Raw genomic sequence first — 18,993 nt, forward strand, 5'->3', positions numbered from 1 at the left:
TTTTCCTAAAATGGATTTGCTTGCACAGTCAAATCCAAGCAAGGCAATCGCACCTCGAATGCGGTGCGAATGACATCGCTTTGCACCGATATGTCGCCTTCATGTTGTTCTACAATATTTTTGGCGATAAACAAGCCAAGCCCAGTGCTACCTTCCTGATGGGTTCGCGCACGATCCCCGGTGAAGAACATATCAAACACATGAGGCTGCTCGTCAGGCGGGATGAACCTGCCGTAATTGGTGATTTGAATGACAACCTGCCCGTCCTCTTGGCTGCCGCTGATATCGATATACTCGCCATCTGTACCATAACGCACAGCATTGGACAGCAGATTCTCGAACACGCGCGCGAGCAGGTCGCCGTCACCGGAAATCATCAGATTAGGCGCGATTGAAAGACGCGCGGTCAGCTTGTTTTTCTCAAATACCGGATACATTTCTTCGCTTAATTGGGTTAGCAGCTCGCCCAGATCGAGCGGCTCGCAACGAATATTCAGCTTGCCGTAATTCATGCGCGTTATCTCGAACAACTCGTCGATCAGCTTCTCAAGCCGCTGTGATTTCGTGAAGGCTATCGACGTGTAGTGCTTCATTTGATCAGCAGTCAAATCCTTGCCTTGCAGAATAAAGTCCAAATACCCGATGACCGAAGTCAGCGGGGTCCTCAAATCATGAGCAAGATTAAGCACCAGCTGCTCCTTGCTGTTCTCGGCAAAATCGCCCCGTTCCACCGCCTGCTTCAGCTTCTCGCTGGCAAGGTTGATGTCCCGCGCAATGTCCCCGATCTCATCCGTGGTCGGGATATGAACCCGATGGGAGAAGTCGCCCCCGGCGAGCTGGTTGATACCGCGGGAAATCTCCCGGAAGTAAGCCACGTAACGCCGGGTCAACAGATAGAAGTATAGAAACGAAATCGGAAAAAATAGAATCAGGAACGCGTTAATATCGCCGATATCTCGAATAGCTTCGCGCACCTGGAACATCGGGTCCTCGCGGAGCAGCGTATAGTAATATTGCTGCAGCGCCAAGTAGATCAGAAAGGTCGTCGCGGCGGACAGCAGCATGCTGAACCCGAACAGGCGGACCATCTGGAAGCGGAAGCTTCGGAATTTGGGTTTAGCCATTGAACGCATAACCTACCCCCCACACCGTCCTGATCAGCTTGTTCTTATGCTGATCCTCCCCAAGCTTCTTGCGCAACGTTCGGATATGCACCATCACGGTATTCCCGCTTTCATAATACGCCTCGCCCCACACCCGCTGGAAAATATGCTCCGAGCTGAATACCTTCTTCGGATGGCTGGCGAGCAGCACCAATATGTCGAACTCCTTGGGCGTAAGCTCGACCGGATCACCGTACAGGAACACATTGCGCTGCTCAGGATAGATCACAAGCCCCCCAGCCTCCAGCATAGACGTATCCGTCGCCGGAGCAGCCACCGATGGGTTCAACTGAATAAAGCGGCGCAGCTGTGCGTTCACCCGAGCCACCAGCTCCATAGGGTTGAATGGCTTGGTCATATAATCATCAGCGCCGCGAACGAGGCCCGTAATTTTATCCAAATCGGTCGCCTTGGCACTAAGAAAAATAATCGGCAGATGAAACTTCTCTCGGATGATCCGGGTCAGCTCGTACCCGTCGATCTTGGGCATCATAATATCCAATATCGCCAAATCCACGGATTGCGTCCAGATCATGCCGAGTGCCTCTTGTCCGTCAACGGCTTTCAGGCAACGGTAGCCCTCTTTGACCAGATGCAGCTCGATCAGATCGGCAATCTCCGCCTCGTCATCCGCAATTAGAATGGTGATCGATTTCATGACATTCTCTCCTTTTCAAGGTCAAGCATAACCGAGTCCGGCCAGCGATTTCAAATGCTCTTTTTGTTCGATGTATAGCGGAAGGTGAGAGTAGCTGTCCGGTATATCGCGAAGCCTAGAACTCCTCCCCCTGTATTCAGTAATATATCATCGACATCGAACTGGCCGATCATGAATAGCAACTGGGCAGTCTCCAGGCACAGGCTTAAGAAGAAGGCATAAAACAACACCTTTATCCCAGCCATCCTTTTACGAGTGAACATCAATCCTAACAAAATGCCCAGTGGCATAAAGATCACCACGTTGCCGAGCAAATTATATATATCGTGGCTGCTGAACGATTGCAGCGATCTGGAGATTTCCCGGAAGAGTACCAGATTGCCGCTCTCTAGACGCTGGGACAGCAAGTCAGGCTGCTGCAGCCCGGCGAGCAGGCGGCTCCACAGAAACCTCATATCCAGAGAGTGAAACTTCAGCAAAATGATTTTGACCAGCATATATACGTATAGGGCAAGAAGAGTCTGGAGGAGCAGCACGCTCAGCGGGCCACTCCCTCCTGCCGTACAATTATGAGGATTGACATTCCTCTTGTTTGTCTCAATTCCGCTTGTTGCCACCGTCCCAATCCTCGTATTCATTTGCACTTCACTCTCCTTGTTCAGCTGATTGGCGCACCGTCACGATAACACCATCTTGATTGTTGCCGGAGACTTCGTATTCGCCTCGCACTGGCACGTCGATCTTATGATCGCGGGATACCGGATAATAAAAGACCTGATAGCGATCCTCCCCGATGCTTGTACTCACCGAGTTCTGTTCCTTCAAGTAATCCAGATATTCCTCCAGCACGAGGTTCTTCTCCTTCATAATGGCGCTATGCGGCAAACCGACATAACGGAAATGCCACGGCTCGAATTGAACGCCGGTAATCGCCGTTTTATCCTCGGGAAAGCGCAACACAAACCCGTATTTCCATGAGTGGTCGATCAGCCACTTTCCTTCCGGGGCACGACTCATTTCGGCCTGTGAGGAGCCGATATCCATCGATAGGCCAACATTGTGCTCGCTATACCCTGGGGGATTGGCAATCTGTGCCCCCAATGTGCGATACAACTCCTCTTGATCGGCTTTATTCCGAAAGCCGCTGCTGATCAGAAAACTGGATACTCCCTCCTGTGCCGCATCCTTCACCATCCTACTAAACTTCCCCGCCAGCCGGGGCGATAGCAGAACGCGATTATCCAGCACACCAAAGCCGTCGATCAATTCAGGATTTCTGACGAGACTCACCGCTTCCGACTCCGCGTCAATTCCATCTGGAACAGGATGGTCTTTGTTAATGAGCAGCAGGTCTCCCCTGTAGATCATTTCTTGAGATACATCTATCGTAAAGCCGTCCCTTTGAACAGTTGGATCAGGCTTCATTCCGTTTTCTATGCGAGGTTTCGATTCATCGGGTAAGCTGCTCGTCCCCGTCTTCCACTTCGTTAATCCATAGCCAAGCAGCAACAAAATTACAAGACAAAAAAACCATTTCTTCATGCTCCAGCTTCCTCCTCATCCTTCTTATCCTTGAAGAATAAAGAAAACTGTTAAAAAAGAAATGGGGTCAATCTTAAAGTTTTTATTAAAATTGAAGATTTACTTACAGGCAGCTTAGTCCCGCCCCGCTTCGTACAGCTTCTGCGCAACCATAGCAGGCCTTGTGCGCGAATCGGTCATATGGTCGCCGTCTCCTACAATCAGGCGGAAGGTACCCAGCCGGGAGGACATATGCGGATGCCAGCCGTACTCCCCTCCCTCTGCAAAAACGTTATCCTGGTAAAAGAAGAGATAACTTTTCGGCGTAGGAAGCGCATAGAACGCTTTAAGGTCCAGCTTCTCGAAGAGCGGCTTCGCAGGCTCCGGCATAATGCGCGCGTACATCTGCTTGGCGACCTCCAAGGTTGCTGTATTGACGAATAAGTCACGGAAGATCGGAAAAGGGAGCATAATCGTATCATCATGCGATGCAGCTCTTATCTGCTCGAAGCCTTGTCTCGTCCCGGGTGGCAGTTCGTCAGCAGCAGCTTCGCCGTCTTTTAATACGAACGCATCCCAGAAGACTAGGCGCTTGATCCGTTCTGGAATTTGCTCCGCAACCTTCTGAATGACCGTACCGCCGAAGCTATGTCCGACGAGAATAATCCTATGAAGATTCATCTTCGTTACATAGTCCACAACAGACTTCGTGATCATCGCATGCGTGACTGCTTTATTAGGGTCATCACCGTGACCTGCATACTCTGGCGTGTAGACGGTATGTCCTCTTCTGCGAAGCTCGGCCGCAATGCCGTCCCAAAAGTGCGCATCGGCCCAGGCGCCATGCACAAGCACAATGGAAAGCAGTTGTTGCGGAGGCAACAGGTAGCTCTCTTGAACCTCTCTAACATCACACGGCCACGTCCAGCCGCTGTAGCAATAAGGATAGTTATCGTAACCGGGGGCCATGAACCGGTAGAAATCATACACTTGCGGGCAATAGGAAAACATGGGCAAACATCCTCTCCATCTATATGCTTCAGCTTATGCCTCATGGTTTTGTGAGGTTCTGTTGTCCATTCAAATGGCTTAGCAGCCACAAACCAAAAAGGAGCGGCTTTGGCCCGCTCCTTTATCATTATTTGGATATGATTTAATCCTAGGTCTGGCCCGATAGGAATGGCAATCTCCATTTATCTACTTATCAATGACTTCCCACTCGAGATCGATAGATGCATCTTCTAAAAAATAGCGAAGTGCAGACTCCACCAGTTCGAATCTAACGATATACTTCTGCGGAAATTCACAGGCTTGACCGCCTACTGTAATCTCCACAAATTCATTCTCTTCCTCCGAGCTTAGCAAATTGTGAATCGCTATGCTGGATTCAACCGTAACAATGAACTCGTCACTGCCGCCGCCGACCATAATCATATTGTCCCTATGCTGAATGGTGACATGGCTGTGCGTGAACCCGTTCATCCGCCGAATAGCTTCGAGGCACTGTTCCATCGATGCATGAGAATGCTCAATAGTGTTCGCTAATGCTCCTTCACGCTCTTCTTCATATATGTTGATCACCGGGTAACACTCCCTCTTAAAAGCTTTTAAGATATGTCTATGATATAAAGAGATGGGACAATTTGCAATTGAACCAAGCCCGCATAACCAATAAAGAAAGCCGCTGAATCAATGAACTGCACCGCAATTATTTGACGCCATCTAACGATTGGAGGTGCAGTTCAAAGCAGGGGAAAGCCATATATTTGTTCCATCAAATGGACCACCAAAAATTAGTCGCTGCCTCTCAGCCCGCCTGGTCAATCACTGTATTGATTCCCTACTGGAAAGCCATTACAATCAAATAACTTCGAATTGAATCTCCTGTTACAGGAGATTGTATAATACCGACCGGAGGTGAATCGCTTTGCGTTCAAAACATCACGGAAAACAACTTGGAGCTCACACAGAGGTACAAGCAGAAGAAGCCATTTATTCCATCGGGGAAGCCGCGAGAATGATCGGAAGCACGATCAAAACTGTACGATATTACGATGAAGTCGGACTAGTGAAGCCTGCCTGCTACACAGAAGGGGGACATCGATTGTACTCGACGGAAGACCTGTGGCGTCTGGAACTCATCACAACCCTGCGCTATCTGGATTTTGGCATAGATGAAATCAGGCATTTGATCTCCGGAGAACTATCGGTGGACAAAGCACTGGACTGGCAGATCGATTCCTTGGAGACTCAAGCTAATACGCTTACGAACATGATTGCGATTTTGCGGGAAGCGAAGCAGCACCAGGGCGATTCCTTACGTTATATTCATAAATTGGTCAATGAACGAACCATTAACAGCGAGAAGCGCAAACAGTTCATCGCCGATAAAGTGGAGACCACCCGCGTGTTGGATGGTATTCCTGAAGAATGGCGAGACTCTTTGCTCTATTTTTTCGATAAATACATTATCAATCAAGTGAAAGCATCCGCCAAACAAGCGGACGCTTGGAATGAATTGCAGAAGCTCATCAACGATCCCCAGTTCATCGAGGATATAAGAAACCATCAATTTCTGTTCTTTAATATGGTTGTTCAGCCTCCATTCAAGGCCGGGCTGTGGGTCAAGAAGCTGGAACACATTCACAACCGCTTGAATAAAGCATTAAAGCAAAAACTACCGCCACGCAGCCCGTATGTTCAAGCCATTGTTGAGGATACGGCCATGCTGTACACGAATGTGGAGCAGTCTGCTAATAAGGAAGATTTTTTTCGTTATTTTGCCGAACATTCACAATCGGCCTTAACAGAACGCATGGAAAGGTTCGACACACTGTGCTCCATTATCAGTCCAACCTTCCTGCAGTTTTCAAAAGGAAACGTCTTATTGCATCAGGCCATACGGTGGAAGCTTCAGCAGATGTAAAAAAGAACAGACGAGGACATGATGTCCTCGATCTGCTCTATACGTTTTCTAATCAGCCTCTCTCCAACGAAAAGTCCGTATGGTTGCCGATATTCGATTCCAATATCTTAGTCGGCTGCTGCTTTAAATAATGATTGAAGAAATCCAGCGAATAATCGTTAATAAGCCGATGAACCTTGCTCACATTCACTCCCTCCATCCTCTCGAACAGAGGAGAGAGCATATACATATCAGAGAAGCCCATATGCTTCATCTTGTTTATTTTCATCCAATAGTTGCCGCCGACTGCGACATGCTCATACCTCTCCAACGTGTCTGCAAAGAACTTGTCCAGCTCTGCCCTGGTCGTGCCTTGTGATGCGATGGTCGCATCGCTCATATGTTGGGTTCCGGCTAATGTATCATCGGCGCTCATCATTAGAAACGGCTTTTTGAGCCCTTCTTCCGGAATCCGAAGCTTGCCATATAGTCCCCCATCCATATTGATGCCTGCTTTAATTCTGGAATCCGTCATCATCATTTGGGTCGTGGTCGCTCCGCCGAAGGAATGACCGAACATGCCGATGTTGCTCAAATCCATCTTGCCTGTGAAGCGCTGATTCGGATCATTGCTGGCCAACTCCTCCACTTGATCCAGCACGAACCTGGCATCCTCCACCCATCCTTCATTCAATCGATCCAGATAGTCGATCGTATTGCTTTCCTGTGGTACAAAATGAACAATACGACCGTCAGGGAAAATGGAGATTGTGCTGTTGTACGTATGATCAATACCTACGACAATATAGCCATGACTGACTAAATGTTCAATTTGAAACGTATTCTGGTTTTTCACTCCGTTCAAGGAATGGGAGAAAATAAGGACCGGGTAAGTCGGCTCTTGATTGGACAACTCCGCGTTTTCAATCGCATGCGTCTCCACCAAACCAATGCTTGTAAACAATTGCTTCGGCATATGCAAAGCTCTGCCATACCCTTCAGCGAATAGATCCGCATCAGATACATAAGGGGCGCGCTCACCCTTCGCCTTGGAATCCGCCGGATACCAAATCTGTATCATTAATTCACGTTTGTCACCAGATCCTGGTGCATAAGCTTCTTCCCGCTTCTCATCCGTCCAATGATAATTGACGGTTCCAATCTGGTATGGACCTGATGGCTTGTCGAACTGAATGACCGGTAGCACGAGCGGCAGAGTCAAAGCTGCAAAGGAATAGAACACCGCCAGTACAATGACTAGCCCCTGCTTTAATGGAGATGCTTTACGGGGAGCTTCCCTCCGTCTGGTGATATACCTGAGAGCGATGATCACGAGCGGGACTAATGTCATGACGTATACCGGGATCATCTGCCAGCGCATGCCTTCCACTAACCACTGCATCAGCACGAATACAGCGGATATGCCAAACCCAATGAGCAATCCCCTCTGCGTCTTACGCTTGCCAAATATCAACCAGCCCAGCATCAAGATATTAAACCCAACAGACAACATTTCAAAAAATCTCATCACCTTGAACCTCCTCATTTACAGTTGCACCTGAATTGATTTCAACATTACAACCTCCTGTAAGGGGAGATTCAAGTCATGTGACATTTGTTCAAGACCGTGGCGCAGGAATCAGTGAAAATTCTATCTTTCCATTACTAAAACAAAAATCGCCGTTCGATTCCCGACAGGGATTATGAACGGCGACAATTATAGACTCATAGCATAAGCAGCAGCCTCTTCGGGAAAATGCAGATATCACTTTTCTAAGCTAGTCTGCCAATTTCGCCAGTACCTTGCCAAGCCGGTCAAGGTTCTGTTCATTCCCCTCTACACAGTACGGCTTAGCTTGTTCAAACTCCTCTTTTTTCTTGAAAAGTTGACGAAAGGTGACCCTGGTGCGACCACTGAAACCCTCGAAAGTAGCCGTTACACGAAATTCATGCCCGGATAAATGATCAAGCACGACCCGCTCCGTCGGCACGAACTCAACAAAGACACTATGGTTAGAATAATCCACGCCATCCGGTCCGTGCATGGTGTACCGCCATGTCCCTCCCGGCCTCATATCGCACTCATGAAATGTATTCGTAAAGCCTTGCGGACCCCACCATAGGGCTAATAATTCGGGAGTTGTCCATGCCCGAAACACAAGCTCCTGCGGGACATCGTACTCGCGCGTTGCAATGAGTTCATTTTCTCCTATCGTCATGCTCCCGCCTCATCTTCTACTACCTTGCGCAGTGTGTCCAACATGATGTTTGTTCCGTGTTCTCGTATTTCTGGCGTATCATGTCCGTCAAAGAATGCACCCTGCTCTGTGAAAACCAACTTCGTACCATCCTCTACCTTGATAAGCTCGACCGTTGTGATCGAGACGGAGATGCGTACACCGTCCGAATCCAGTGTGTACGTATAGACAATACGCTGGTCTGGAACAAGCTCCTGATAGCTGGCGTCGAAGGTAAAGATCGGCCCTTCCGGCGGCCCGCCGCTGCTGTACTCGCGCCCACCAACCTGGAAATCGAAGATCTCCGGCTTTGAAAACCACTTGGCTTTAGCAATCGGATCGGCCCATGCTTGATAAACCCGCTCCGGTGGTGCGGCATAAATCCGTTCTACGACAAAGGTTCCATGCTTGACGAATCGTTCATTCATTGATTGTCCTCCTTAGGTTTCGGAATTCCGTTCTCTTCAGTAAGAAAGTTTCCCAACAGGTCCAAATGCCGCTCCCAACTCTTTTGCCGCTCCAAGATCGGTTTCTGGAATCCCATCTTCATTGCCTGCAAAAGGCTCGTAAAATCTTCAACCGTTAATTCCGCTTTGTCCTGCATAAGCTTGGATACATATCTTAGCTGCTCCAATCGTTTCTGCTGCTGTTTAATCTGTTCATTGATCTGATCTATCTGCAGTTCCACGATCTCAAGCGGACTGATCTGCCCGCCATTTAGGACCGATTTAATCTCCTCGAGAGATAATCCCAGCTCCTTAAGCGCTAATATCTGGTGCAATCGTGACAAGTCTAATTCATTGTACTGCCTGTGTCCGGATTCTGTTTGTCCCGACGGAGCGAATAACCCGATTTGATCATAAAACCGCAAGGTTCGTACGGTAAGCCCAGTCAGCTTGGCGAGATCCCCAACCTTCCAATGTCTCTTCATGAACCATCTCCACTCTTTGGCGCTAGCTATGTACCCGGTAGCTTTATTGTAAAACATTACGTTACGTAAGGTGCAAGTGAAATCTTGTAACCCGAGGAGACAGAGGCATGGGCATTTCAGGGAACCATTTCGGTGAAAAAGCGAAAGGAGCTGCTGCAGCATGCTCCTTTAACAAATTTCTTATGTATTTGTATATTCTCGCAGTTCCTGAAATCCAACCAAATGGAGTCAAGTACGCTGTTCGTTAAGATAGGTCTTGACTGAAGGAGCTTCGTAATTCGAAAACTGCTTCAAGATCCCCTCTGGAGTATCATCTGTGATAACCATAGAACGGTACTTCGGCTGCATGAATTGCTCACGCTGCATCACATCAAACATAGACACAATGGGATCAAAATAACGATTAATATTCAATAAACCACAAGGCTTGCGATGTAGCCCTAGCTGGCCCCAAGTAAAAATCTCAAAAAACTCTTCCATCGTCCCTGGGCCTCCAGGAAGAGCAATAAATCCGTCAGCCAATTCGGTCATCTTGGCTTTGCGCTCATGCATAGAGTCCACTTTAATGAGCTCTGTCAGCCCTTTATGCGCAATTTCGCGATCTTGCAGGAAATATGGAAGGACCCCGATCACCAGTCCTCCTTGTTCCAACACAGCATCAGCAACAGCTCCCATTAAACCCACATTGGCCCCGCCATAAATAAGGGTAATCTGTTGCTCGGCCAGCACGTGGCCTAGCTCCACTGCACTTTCTTTATATATAGAAGAAGCTCCCTCGCTGGAGCCGCAAAATACTGCGATAGATTTCATAACCACACCCTCCAAATATTTATTCTGATGAATAGCGTGCTTCAAGCTTTTGTTTATGGGCTTTTAAAATATCCTCGAGCGTTATATCATACTTATTGGCGATGACAATGAGATTCCCTAATACATCTCCAAGTTCCTCGGTTAAATCCAATTTATTTTCCTGATAGGAGCCTTCACCCTCATCAGGGCGATCTCGTCCGATCTCCAGTGCACGAATCGCACGTGCTACTTCGCCAGTTTCCTCCGCAAGAAAACCGATCCGCACAAAAATATCCAAGTCGGACCAGTTCCTCTGTTGATAATACTCCTTCACCCACTGTTGAAATTCATTAATATTCATAGGTACCTCCACTTGCCAAGCATCTTTTCGATCACGAATTCTCGAAAAATCATACCATAATGGAAAAGCGCTAGCTACGCCAAGATCATAATATATCTCCGAGTACTAGCAAATCACCCACTACAGTATATCTTACCTGGCTAATAGCTCCTTAACTATATTACATGGCTTATTCTCAATATCATCAGAGTAACAATACGGCGGATCATTTGGATTTGTCCGAATCGAAAAATCGATTTTAAACTGTCCGTTTAGAGCATATTTTTCACTACCATAATAAATAAATACTCTCACGGCATACTTTGCTGGAGGAATAATATCAATTACTTCTTTTAAATCCTCCCTCGATAATTGTGTCCCTTCTCTCTTGCTGAGTTTAACCCAAATATCCCCATTCCAGTACCTAATCGTATCAGAAATACTCTCTTTATCATCAAAATCCAATTTAGTGATATTCTCTGAGAAGGTTGTTTTCAACTCAGCCATATAGCTTTCCACATAAGGCTTCACACGATTTTTTTGAATACCACTTATCATAGCAGACCCTACTTCAATAACCGGCATAGTGAGAATTGCCGCAACAACGATAATTCCTATGTTTGGACCTATATAGCTAGTGGACTGGTAAATAAACCAGCCGATAAATAAAAGCAATAAAATCGCAACAATTGGTAATGCGACTAACCCGAATGCTGCTAGAAAGTCGTCTTCCGTATCAAAAACAATGAACATGAAAGCCCAAAAACATCCAACACCAACTACAACCGCAGAGACCAGATAGATTACTTTCCAAATCGTATTCGGATATCCCATATGTATTCTCCTCATAAATTTTAACTTCATCATAAGGAAGGATCTGGGATCCTCATAGTTCTAACTTAGTGTAGTACCTGCTTAAATAACGCCCAAGAGGTTGTAACAGGTCATTTGCTCATAACCTAACGCAGCCCTCACACCTACATTTTATGATCCGACAATACGGCAGAACTCATGAGTATGGTGAGTCGAAGACATGTAGCTTTCATATTCTTATCTGAATACTATCTATCCTTCACCGGTCACCCATGCGCACTTCCTCTACAATTGCCTTGACCCCTTCATCGATCTGCTCAGGCTTTGTCTGAGAAATGCTGATCCGCAGAAACTTCTCTCGTTCCAGATAATTGGATAAGTAAAATCCTTTACTGGGTAAGACCATTATCTTTCTCGCTTCAAGACGCTTTAAGAGACGCTCCACATTAACCGTCGGCTTCAGCTTAAAATGCGTATAGATGCCTGAAGGGATATAAGGTACTTCCATGATCCCCGGTTCATTATACCGCTCTACCGATTCATTCAAGGCCAGCATTCGTGACGCGTACAAGCTGCCTATCTTGCGTTTATGCCGCTCGTACATGCCATTTTTTATGTACACTTCAAGCGCCGCCTGAGATAACAGTGAAGTGTCAGGATATATTTTATAAGTGTGAAAAGTCTTTAACAGCCGCTCTGGCAGTACGATCGCACCTACTCTTAAGCCTGGGAAGATGATCTTGGAGAAGCTTTTTACATAAATGACATGCGATCCCCCATCGTAAGCGAAAATCGGATCGGATTGCCGATCCGCGCCCAAGTCAGCCATATAATCGTCTTCCACGATAAACACGTCGTATTTTCGGGCCAGCTTGGCGATAGTCCTTTTCTCTCCCGCACTATAGGAAGTGCCAAGCGGATTATGATATCTGGGCATGGTATAGAAAAATTTGATTTTGCCGCTTTTGAACCATTGCTCGAGTTCCTGCAGGTCAATGCCTGCTGCCGTACGAGCGATGCCATAGACAGGTATGCCTTCCCTCTCAAGAAATCGCAGATAACGATCGTAGCTCGGCTGTTCGACCAATACCGTTTCTTTGCCGTTCGGAAATGGCATCTTCGCCAAAACCTCCAGTGCCTGCTGAGCTCCAGAGGTGACAAGGATTTTATCAATTTTGGTAAATACTTGGTCATTGGCCAAGTGAGAAACAAGCGTGTGGCGAAAAGACTCTAGTCCCAGCGGATCACCGTACGTAAACAAGTCATACTTGTATATATCAATGGCTTTGTTCAGACAATGTTGAAAATCCAAATAAGGGAACGCCTCTACATCCGGCAGTACGGTAGCGAAATAGATCATATTGCTGTCTCGATTGTCGCGCCAATCTCCCGGCTTTACAACCACATAAAAGCCGCTTTGCGGGACCGAATAAATCATATGGCGCTTCTCCAGCTCCGCATAGGCTCTTGTGATCGTGCTGATGCTGCACCCATAGACTTCCGCGGCGCTTCGGACAGAAGGCAGCTTTTGACCAGGAGGGTATATCCCTTGCCGAATCTTATTCTCCATATCTGTTATGATCGAAAAATATTTTTTCATGCTGCCCTCCCATTCATACCAGACCAACTGTATCGATACAGTTGAAGTAACATGACGTTGTTCTGCTTATCATTCTATCATATCTTCTAATTAACGGTTTAAGACGTTCGCGAACACGCTGCCGTTAGTTAGAGAGGATGATGCAACATGAGTCAAAAGGAAGCAAAGCTTCCCTATTTCATTGCTGTGCTTAACGCGGTCATTATCGGATTGTCATTTCTGTTTGCTAAGCTCGTACTTGATTATGCCGGTCCGCTCGACACGCTGGCCTTTCGCTTTGCCATATCATTTCTGATTATGTCCATCCCGGTAGCTTTCGGCTGGGTTAAGCTTTCCTACCGCGGCAAGCCGATCTACAAATTGCTGTTGCTGGCAACCATGTACCCGCTTGCGTTCTTCCTGCTTCAAGCATTTGGGCTGCAGCATGCCAGCTCGGCGGAAGGTGGCATTCTGTACGCGTTCACCCCAGTCGTCACTATGATTTTCGCCTCCCTATTTCTGAAAGAGGCCATTACCATTCTACAGAAGCTGTCGATCTTTCTATCGGTGTTCGGCGTTGTGTTTATCTTTATCATGAAAGGCAGCCGCATCGATTTATCGAATCTGACAGGGATCTCGTTGTTATTGCTCACCTGTGTCGCTTTTGCTGGATATACCGTTCTAGCCCGCTCGCTAGCAAAGCAGTTCAGACCAGCGGAAATCACTTATTTGATGATGGGCATCGGGTTCGTCTTTTTTATGGTCACTGCGTTTACCAGCCATGCGTTCAAAGGAACACTTCATGACTTATTTGCTCCTTTCGCCAGCGGCGTTTTTATCTCATCCATCCTCTTCTTAGGGATTGTATCTTCACTGTTCACGGCATTAATGGCCAACTACATCCTGTCCAAGATGGAAGCATCTAAAATGAGCGTATTTGCCAACCTCTCTACCATCGTCTCCATGACAGCCGGAGCGGTATTTCTTGGGGAAGAAGTGACGATCTATCACCTGATCGGCTCGGTTATGATCATTGCCGGGGTTATCGGCACGAATAGACTGGGCCAAAACAAAACATTGGAGAGACGCAATAAACAAACTGAATTGAATAGTTCAAGGAGTTGAATGTAAATGGCATTAACAACCTATTTCCACACCATCGTTCGAGAACGTCATTCGGTCAAGCAATATGACTCTTCGTACGAACTGAGCAAACAAGAAATCAAAGAGCTGCTGGAGATCGCGAGCTGTGCGCCGTCCGCTTGGAATCTTCAGCATTGGAAGTATATCTCCATCCATGACCAATCTGCAAAAGAGAAGCTGCTGCCTATCGCCTACGGTCAAAAGCAAATCGTCGAAGCCTCTGTCGTCGTAGCTATACTTGGCGACCTGGAGGCCAATCTGAATGCCGCAGACGTCTTTGAATCGGATGTAGAAGCCGGGTTATTGACGGAAGATATGAAGTCGCGCTTGATCGGCCAAATTAACACAGCATACTCAGATACATCTACCTATGCGCGTGAAGAAGCGATTAAGAACGCATCGCTTGCCGCCATGCAGCTCATGCTCGCTGCGAGAGCGAAAGGGCTTGATTCATGCCCGATGGGTGGATTTGACGCCGATACCTTTGTCGAAGCGTTCAACGTCCCTTGCCGATACATCCCTATCATGCTGATTGCGATTGGCAAGGCTGCAGGCCCCAGTCGTCCAACCTCACGAATTCCGATAGATAAGAAGATGGTCTGGAACGGTTTCTAACACATGTTCGGCTGCGCACCTGCAACCTCTTCGTCTTCGTATTGAACCATTATTTCCGACAGCAGCTGCCTAATCGCTGTACGCAACTCCTTCGGTTGCCGCACCGCAGCTTTCTTGCCGAGCCCGACAAAATAAGAAGCAAAAAACGGGACATCTTTGCTCGCTACATGTCCTTCTAGCCACCCTGTGCTGTCATTGCGAACATGCAGCAGAGAAGCCGACCAAGGATCTGCCTCACATGCTTCCACACCTTCTTTGGACAGCTCGGCATACAGATATACGCTATCGCCTTCAGGGCGAAATAGCTCCTCCTTGCTCCCCAGATGAATCTGCTGCAAGTCAAGCGGCGGAGATTCTGAGGGAACAGCAGAATCAAACCGATCGCAGCGAAACACACGAAAAGACTTGCTAAGGAAGCAATAGGCCAAGCAATACCACAATCCCTCTTGGGTGAAAATGCCAATCGGTTGTATTTCCCGCTTTCCCCGCTTTTGTTTTGATGCATAATCCACAAGTAAGACCATTTGCCGGATGGCTGCATCCAGCAAGACGGACAAATACGGTGACTGTGCTTGTCTAGCCGGCGTAATAAAGTCAACCCTGTCTCTCATCTGATCGATCCGGTCACGCACATCTTCCGGCATATAGTTATAGAACTTGTTAAGCGCAGTTGATGTTTCCGTCTCAAACGGCAGAGATGAATAATGACGCAACGCCTGGACAGCAAAAAATACGGCTGCTGCCTCTCGCTCCGTAAAGGCGATTGGGGGCAAGAGCCGTTCTTGCAAAATCCGGTATCCGCCATGAGGGCCTACTTCAGAATACAGAGGTACGCCCAGTTCGCTCAGCTCCTGTAAATCCCGAAGAATCGTCCTCGTAGAAACACCGAACTCATTAGCTAGCTCTTTTACTGTAAATCGGCGCTTGCGATTGACCGCAATAATCAATTCCATCAACCGTTTGGCCTTTGACACTTGTTCATCCTCCCCGCTTGTAAAAAAACAAAATAACCATGACGTAATTTGTCACTATTATCCGATACAATCGAAGATGAGTCCAGTACTACATCAAAACGATAAGGAGTTGAAGCAAAATGAATGTGAAATTCACCCCTTTTATCATGCTCGATGGCCATGCCAATGAAGCAATCCGATTTTATGAGCAGGCTCTCGGCGCGCAAGTCGTGTTCAAACAAACATTCGGGGACATTCCGGAGGAAAGCGACACTTCGGCGATGACCGAAGAAATGAAGAAAAGAATTGCCCATTCCGTCATGGTTGTCGGCGGCTCTGAACTGTATGTCAGTGATTCAGAACCCAATCAGCCATTGGAGCGTGGAGACCAGGTCAATATCTGCCTTACTGTAAAGGAAGTATCAGAAGCGGAACGCATTTACGATGCGTTGCGTTCAGAAGGAAAGGTGCTCTTGCCCCTGCAACCACTCTACTTCAGCCCCGCCTACGGTATGATCACGGATCGGTTTGGCGTTACCTTTCAAATTTTCACCGAAAGAAACTAAGCGGCACTACGACTACCCGCGCAGCAACAGCAAGCATAAGGGCCATCCTTTGCGGAATGGCCCTTTTCTTTTCCTCGTTTTGTTGATTTAGCTTTCAATTTCCGTATAAATTTGAAAAGTCACGCCGAATTTATCCGTTACATCGCCAAATCCAGGGCTGAACGGTTCTTCATTGAACGGCATATTGACTTGTCCGCCTTGGCGCAAGGCTTCATATATTCGTTTGGATTGTTCCACATCGTTCGTCGTGATACAGATCGTAACCAGTTTGCTGGCTTCAATCGTCGAACCGCCGGGAGCATCCGAAAACATGAGTTCGGAGTCGCCGATTCGCAGCTTGGCATGTGCCACATGGTCCTTGAGATCGTCGGTGAACGTATCAGGCATTTCTGGCATGTCTCCATAGGTCATGATGGAAAGAACTTCTGCTCCAACTGCTTGTTCATAGAAGCGAATGGCTTCCTTGGTGTTTCCATTCAAAGTAATGTAAGGGGTAAGTTTTACGGTCATCGATTGTTCCTCCTTGGGTTTGAAAATCATCTATTTTCACTTTCATCTATATAGACGATCTAGCCGCGGAAAAATCATCGGTACGTTGCGAAATCCGTATTGGTGTCTAAAAAGTCCGGCAAACCAAACTGGCCAAATAAATCGGAATCGATGAAATGATGGAGATGCGCGATCTTCCCCTCTTGTATCTCAAGAACATGAATAGCCCACGGAACCAATAATCCGTCATGTCCGCTTGGCATATACTGCGCATAAGCAGGACAATTGCCGTTCGCCCGGATCGGCAGCAGCCGGGAGCCCGAACAATGGCTGCTCGTGATGTCATAGAACGACGACATATTCGGTCTGCCGCTAACCCACATCACAAAAGGCGGCATCGACAAGCTGCTGTTCTCGTGGAATAGCGACAATAACGCATCGATGTCGTACTGTTCGAAAGCTTCAACGTAGCGTGCAAGTAGAGCTTGATCTGCTTCGCCGTCCAGCTCTTGCAGAGCATCAGACCGGAGATTGGCATGAGCTAACGTCGCCCGTGCCCGTTGCAAAGCGCTGTTGACGGCTGCCGCGGTCATCCCCATTGCATCCGCGGTCTGATTGGCCGGCCAGCGGAAAACATCATGCAGGATCAATACGGCACGTTGACGGGGCGGCAGCTTTTGCAAGATCGCAATAAACGATAATCGAATGGTCTCCCTGTTAACCACGATATCAACCGGATTGCCGACGGAATCGGGAGCCGGCCATATCCAAGAAGCTCTGGACAAGCTGTCCTTGGGTTCTGTTATCAGGGCGGCAGGTTCAGAGAGATCCATCGGAAGCGCCCGGCGCTTCGCGCTCCTTAGCCGATCTAAGCAAACATTCGTGGCAATCCGATAGATCCAAGCTTTGCGCGATGCATCCTGACGAATCTGGTCCCAGCTCTGCCATATGCGGATCGTTGCATCCTGCACCGCGTCTTCCGCCTCGAAGATGGACCCCATCATTCGATAACAATAGCCGATAAGTTCGGGACGCAGCTCTTCGATTATGTCTATCTCTCCATGCGTCCAGCTCATGTTCACGTCTCCTCCTTTTGCGCTTTAAATCTTCCATATTATAGCATACCCCTATCCTCTATCTGTTGCCCGTTCTTGTCACCGGAGTGCATACCGTTATATGTTTCAATTGAAACTGACAAATACTTATCCCAACCTTATAATTGTTTCATATATCCTATAGTGGAACTGACTAGGAGGACGGCCATGCAATTTCAACCCATATATGAAAATGGAGAATTGTTTCTACCGAAGTTTGAATTGCATATGACATCGAATCAATCGATTGGCATTATAACGGACTTGAAGAGAAAGCAGCTTCTAATGAATCAATTAGCGGATCATTCCCGTTATTATTTATTTCGAGCCGATCAAAACGAGTATATACGTTTAACGGTGGAAGAGCTCATCCAATTTCTAATCCAGGTAACAGAGAGGCATGAGCGTGTCGCTCCATTAATGGATTATTTTGATTTGAAGGACGTACGGAAGATCAAAATTAAGAATCTCAGTTCATCAAAAAGAATGTATGTGACACTGCTGCGCGTCTTTTTTGCGCATCAGCCTACTCTTGTACTGGAGGAGCCCTATTTTTACTTGGAAGAGCAAGATCGTCGTCTATTTAAACGGATTTTAGATGACCTGTTGAAGGAAAAGCAGCTTTTAATTTTAACTTCGAATTTAGAGGATGCTATGATTTCCTGTGATGCGATTTATCGATTGAACGAACGGGGCTGTCATCAATTGGATATTCGGGACTCGGAAGAGGATAAGCAAGTACAGAAACAAGATGAGGCCAATATCACCTTGCAGAAGATATCTGCGAAAAGAAAGGACAAAGTCATTTTATTTAATCCTCCTGAAATCGATTATATAGAAAGTATCAATGGCTCGATCCATATTCATGTGGATGGTGAAAATTATGACTGTGCTTTGACGCTAACCGAGCTCGAGCAGAGATTATTAAATTCCGGTTTTTTTAGATGTCATCGATCCTACATCGTAAATCTGCAAAAAGTAAGAGAAATTATTACATGGACGAAGAATAGCTACAGCTTGCGATTAAATACAGGCAAAGAAATCGTGGTTCCCTTATCTCGCTACAAATTGCAGGAATTAAAAGAGCTGCTTCACATTAATTTCCGGGGAAATTGTCGAACCAATTAAGCACTGAATGGTACAGTTCAGGCGAAAACAGCTACATTTCGGCGGGTTTTGATAGCTGGAGACATGCAA

General features: G+C 47.1%; 22 protein-coding genes. 5 read left to right on the top strand and 17 right to left on the bottom strand.

Translation table 11 applies throughout. The features are described 5' to 3' along the window. Window positions 1–5: 5 nt before the first annotated feature. The 6 genes from ACFVSO_RS04045 to ACFVSO_RS04070 form a co-directional block, all read right to left on the bottom strand. On the bottom strand, window positions 6–1,124 hold the full coding sequence (locus ACFVSO_RS04045) for a sensor histidine kinase (protein ID WP_387470333.1): 1,119 nt from the start codon (window positions 1,122–1,124) through the stop codon (window positions 6–8). Beyond that, window positions 1,117–1,821: a response regulator transcription factor gene (locus tag ACFVSO_RS04050; RefSeq protein ID WP_387470335.1), complete on the bottom strand. Its 705-nt coding sequence runs from the start codon at window positions 1,819–1,821 to the stop codon at window positions 1,117–1,119. Before ACFVSO_RS04050 ends, ACFVSO_RS04045 begins: the two co-directional genes overlap by 8 nt. Window positions 1,822–1,871: 50 nt before the next feature. Continuing rightward, window positions 1,872–2,459: a VanZ family protein gene (locus ACFVSO_RS04055; protein WP_387470337.1), complete on the bottom strand. Its 588-nt coding sequence runs from the start codon at window positions 2,457–2,459 to the stop codon at window positions 1,872–1,874. A 7-nt stretch (window positions 2,460–2,466) separates the two neighbouring features. Then, complete coding sequence (locus ACFVSO_RS04060; protein WP_387470339.1) at window positions 2,467–3,363, bottom strand: M15 family metallopeptidase; 897 nt, start codon at window positions 3,361–3,363, stop codon at window positions 2,467–2,469. Window positions 3,364–3,477: 114 nt separating this feature from the next. Then, the gene (locus ACFVSO_RS04065) at window positions 3,478–4,353 is read right to left on the bottom strand and encodes an alpha/beta fold hydrolase (protein ID WP_387470341.1); all 876 of its coding nucleotides are present in this window, start codon (window positions 4,351–4,353) and stop codon (window positions 3,478–3,480) included. 186 nt (window positions 4,354–4,539) lie between these two features. After that, window positions 4,540–4,923 carry a hypothetical protein gene (locus ACFVSO_RS04070; RefSeq protein ID WP_387470343.1) on the bottom strand — a complete coding sequence of 128 codons (384 nt, stop codon included), beginning with the start codon at window positions 4,921–4,923 and terminating at the stop codon, window positions 4,540–4,542. 346 nt (window positions 4,924–5,269) lie between these two features. On the opposite strand from ACFVSO_RS04070, the gene ACFVSO_RS04075 reads away from it, so the two are divergent. Then, entirely contained in the window at window positions 5,270–6,268 is a 999-nt protein-coding gene (locus tag ACFVSO_RS04075) for a MerR family transcriptional regulator (protein WP_387470345.1), read from the top strand. A gap of 52 nt (window positions 6,269–6,320) precedes the next feature. Here ACFVSO_RS04075 and ACFVSO_RS04080 read toward each other — a convergent pair whose 3' ends face one another. The 8 genes from ACFVSO_RS04080 to ACFVSO_RS04115 form a co-directional block, all read right to left on the bottom strand. Beyond that, the gene (locus ACFVSO_RS04080; protein WP_387470347.1) at window positions 6,321–7,775 is read right to left on the bottom strand and encodes an alpha/beta hydrolase; all 1,455 of its coding nucleotides are present in this window, start codon (window positions 7,773–7,775) and stop codon (window positions 6,321–6,323) included. A 250-nt stretch (window positions 7,776–8,025) separates the two neighbouring features. Continuing rightward, the gene (locus tag ACFVSO_RS04085) at window positions 8,026–8,466 is read right to left on the bottom strand and encodes an SRPBCC family protein (RefSeq protein ID WP_387470349.1); all 441 of its coding nucleotides are present in this window, start codon (window positions 8,464–8,466) and stop codon (window positions 8,026–8,028) included. Then, window positions 8,463–8,912, bottom strand: a complete 450-nt coding sequence (locus ACFVSO_RS04090) for an SRPBCC family protein (RefSeq protein WP_387470351.1) — start codon at window positions 8,910–8,912, stop codon at window positions 8,463–8,465. The genes ACFVSO_RS04085 and ACFVSO_RS04090 overlap by 4 nt, the downstream gene beginning before the upstream one ends. Continuing rightward, a complete protein-coding gene (locus tag ACFVSO_RS04095) occupies window positions 8,909–9,415 on the bottom strand; it encodes a MerR family transcriptional regulator (RefSeq protein ID WP_387470353.1) in 507 nt (168 codons plus the stop codon). The genes ACFVSO_RS04090 and ACFVSO_RS04095 overlap by 4 nt, the downstream gene beginning before the upstream one ends. 228 nt (window positions 9,416–9,643) lie before the next feature. Beyond that, entirely contained in the window at window positions 9,644–10,225 is a 582-nt protein-coding gene (locus ACFVSO_RS04100; RefSeq protein ID WP_387470355.1) for an LOG family protein, read from the bottom strand. 19 nt (window positions 10,226–10,244) lie between these two features. Further along, entirely contained in the window at window positions 10,245–10,565 is a 321-nt protein-coding gene (locus ACFVSO_RS04105) for a MazG nucleotide pyrophosphohydrolase domain-containing protein (RefSeq protein WP_387470357.1), read from the bottom strand. 132 nt (window positions 10,566–10,697) lie between these two features. Further along, window positions 10,698–11,378, bottom strand: a complete 681-nt coding sequence (locus ACFVSO_RS04110; RefSeq protein ID WP_387470359.1) for a hypothetical protein — start codon at window positions 11,376–11,378, stop codon at window positions 10,698–10,700. 238 nt (window positions 11,379–11,616) lie between these two features. Then, a complete protein-coding gene (locus ACFVSO_RS04115; RefSeq protein WP_387470361.1) occupies window positions 11,617–12,957 on the bottom strand; it encodes an aminotransferase-like domain-containing protein in 1,341 nt (446 codons plus the stop codon). A 147-nt stretch (window positions 12,958–13,104) separates the two neighbouring features. Here ACFVSO_RS04115 and ACFVSO_RS04120 point away from each other — a divergent pair, with 147 nt between their 5' ends. Both ACFVSO_RS04120 and ACFVSO_RS04125 read left to right on the top strand, forming a co-directional pair. After that, window positions 13,105–14,061 (top strand): DMT family transporter, encoded by a 957-nt coding sequence (locus tag ACFVSO_RS04120; protein ID WP_387470363.1) that lies wholly within the window; start codon window positions 13,105–13,107, stop codon window positions 14,059–14,061. Window positions 14,062–14,067: 6 nt separating this feature from the next. Next, a complete protein-coding gene (locus tag ACFVSO_RS04125) occupies window positions 14,068–14,694 on the top strand; it encodes a nitroreductase family protein (RefSeq protein ID WP_387470365.1) in 627 nt (208 codons plus the stop codon). Here ACFVSO_RS04125 and ACFVSO_RS04130 read toward each other — a convergent pair. After that, window positions 14,691–15,668: a helix-turn-helix transcriptional regulator gene (locus ACFVSO_RS04130; RefSeq protein WP_387470367.1), complete on the bottom strand. Its 978-nt coding sequence runs from the start codon at window positions 15,666–15,668 to the stop codon at window positions 14,691–14,693. The two genes, ACFVSO_RS04125 and ACFVSO_RS04130, sit on opposite strands and share 4 nt — an antisense overlap. 119 nt (window positions 15,669–15,787) lie before the next feature. Between ACFVSO_RS04130 and ACFVSO_RS04135 the strand changes: the two genes are divergently transcribed. Continuing rightward, window positions 15,788–16,213, top strand: a complete 426-nt coding sequence (locus ACFVSO_RS04135; RefSeq protein WP_387470369.1) for a VOC family protein — start codon at window positions 15,788–15,790, stop codon at window positions 16,211–16,213. An 87-nt stretch (window positions 16,214–16,300) separates the two neighbouring features. Here the strand turns inward: ACFVSO_RS04135 and ACFVSO_RS04140 are convergent, their stop codons facing one another. After that, entirely contained in the window at window positions 16,301–16,723 is a 423-nt protein-coding gene (locus tag ACFVSO_RS04140) for a VOC family protein (RefSeq protein WP_387470371.1), read from the bottom strand. Between the two features lie 74 nt (window positions 16,724–16,797). After that, window positions 16,798–17,778 (bottom strand): sigma-70 family RNA polymerase sigma factor, encoded by a 981-nt coding sequence (locus tag ACFVSO_RS04145; RefSeq protein WP_387470372.1) that lies wholly within the window; start codon window positions 17,776–17,778, stop codon window positions 16,798–16,800. A 186-nt stretch (window positions 17,779–17,964) separates the two neighbouring features. On the opposite strand from ACFVSO_RS04145, the gene ACFVSO_RS04150 reads away from it, so the two are divergent. Further along, complete coding sequence (locus tag ACFVSO_RS04150; RefSeq protein WP_387470373.1) at window positions 17,965–18,924, top strand: LytTR family transcriptional regulator DNA-binding domain-containing protein; 960 nt, start codon at window positions 17,965–17,967, stop codon at window positions 18,922–18,924. Window positions 18,925–18,993 lie beyond the last annotated feature (69 nt).

Origin of the sequence: Paenibacillus sp. NPDC057967 (assembly GCF_042887015.1) — a bacterium.
In the GTDB taxonomy this organism is placed as follows: domain Bacteria; phylum Bacillota; class Bacilli; order Paenibacillales; family Paenibacillaceae; genus Pristimantibacillus.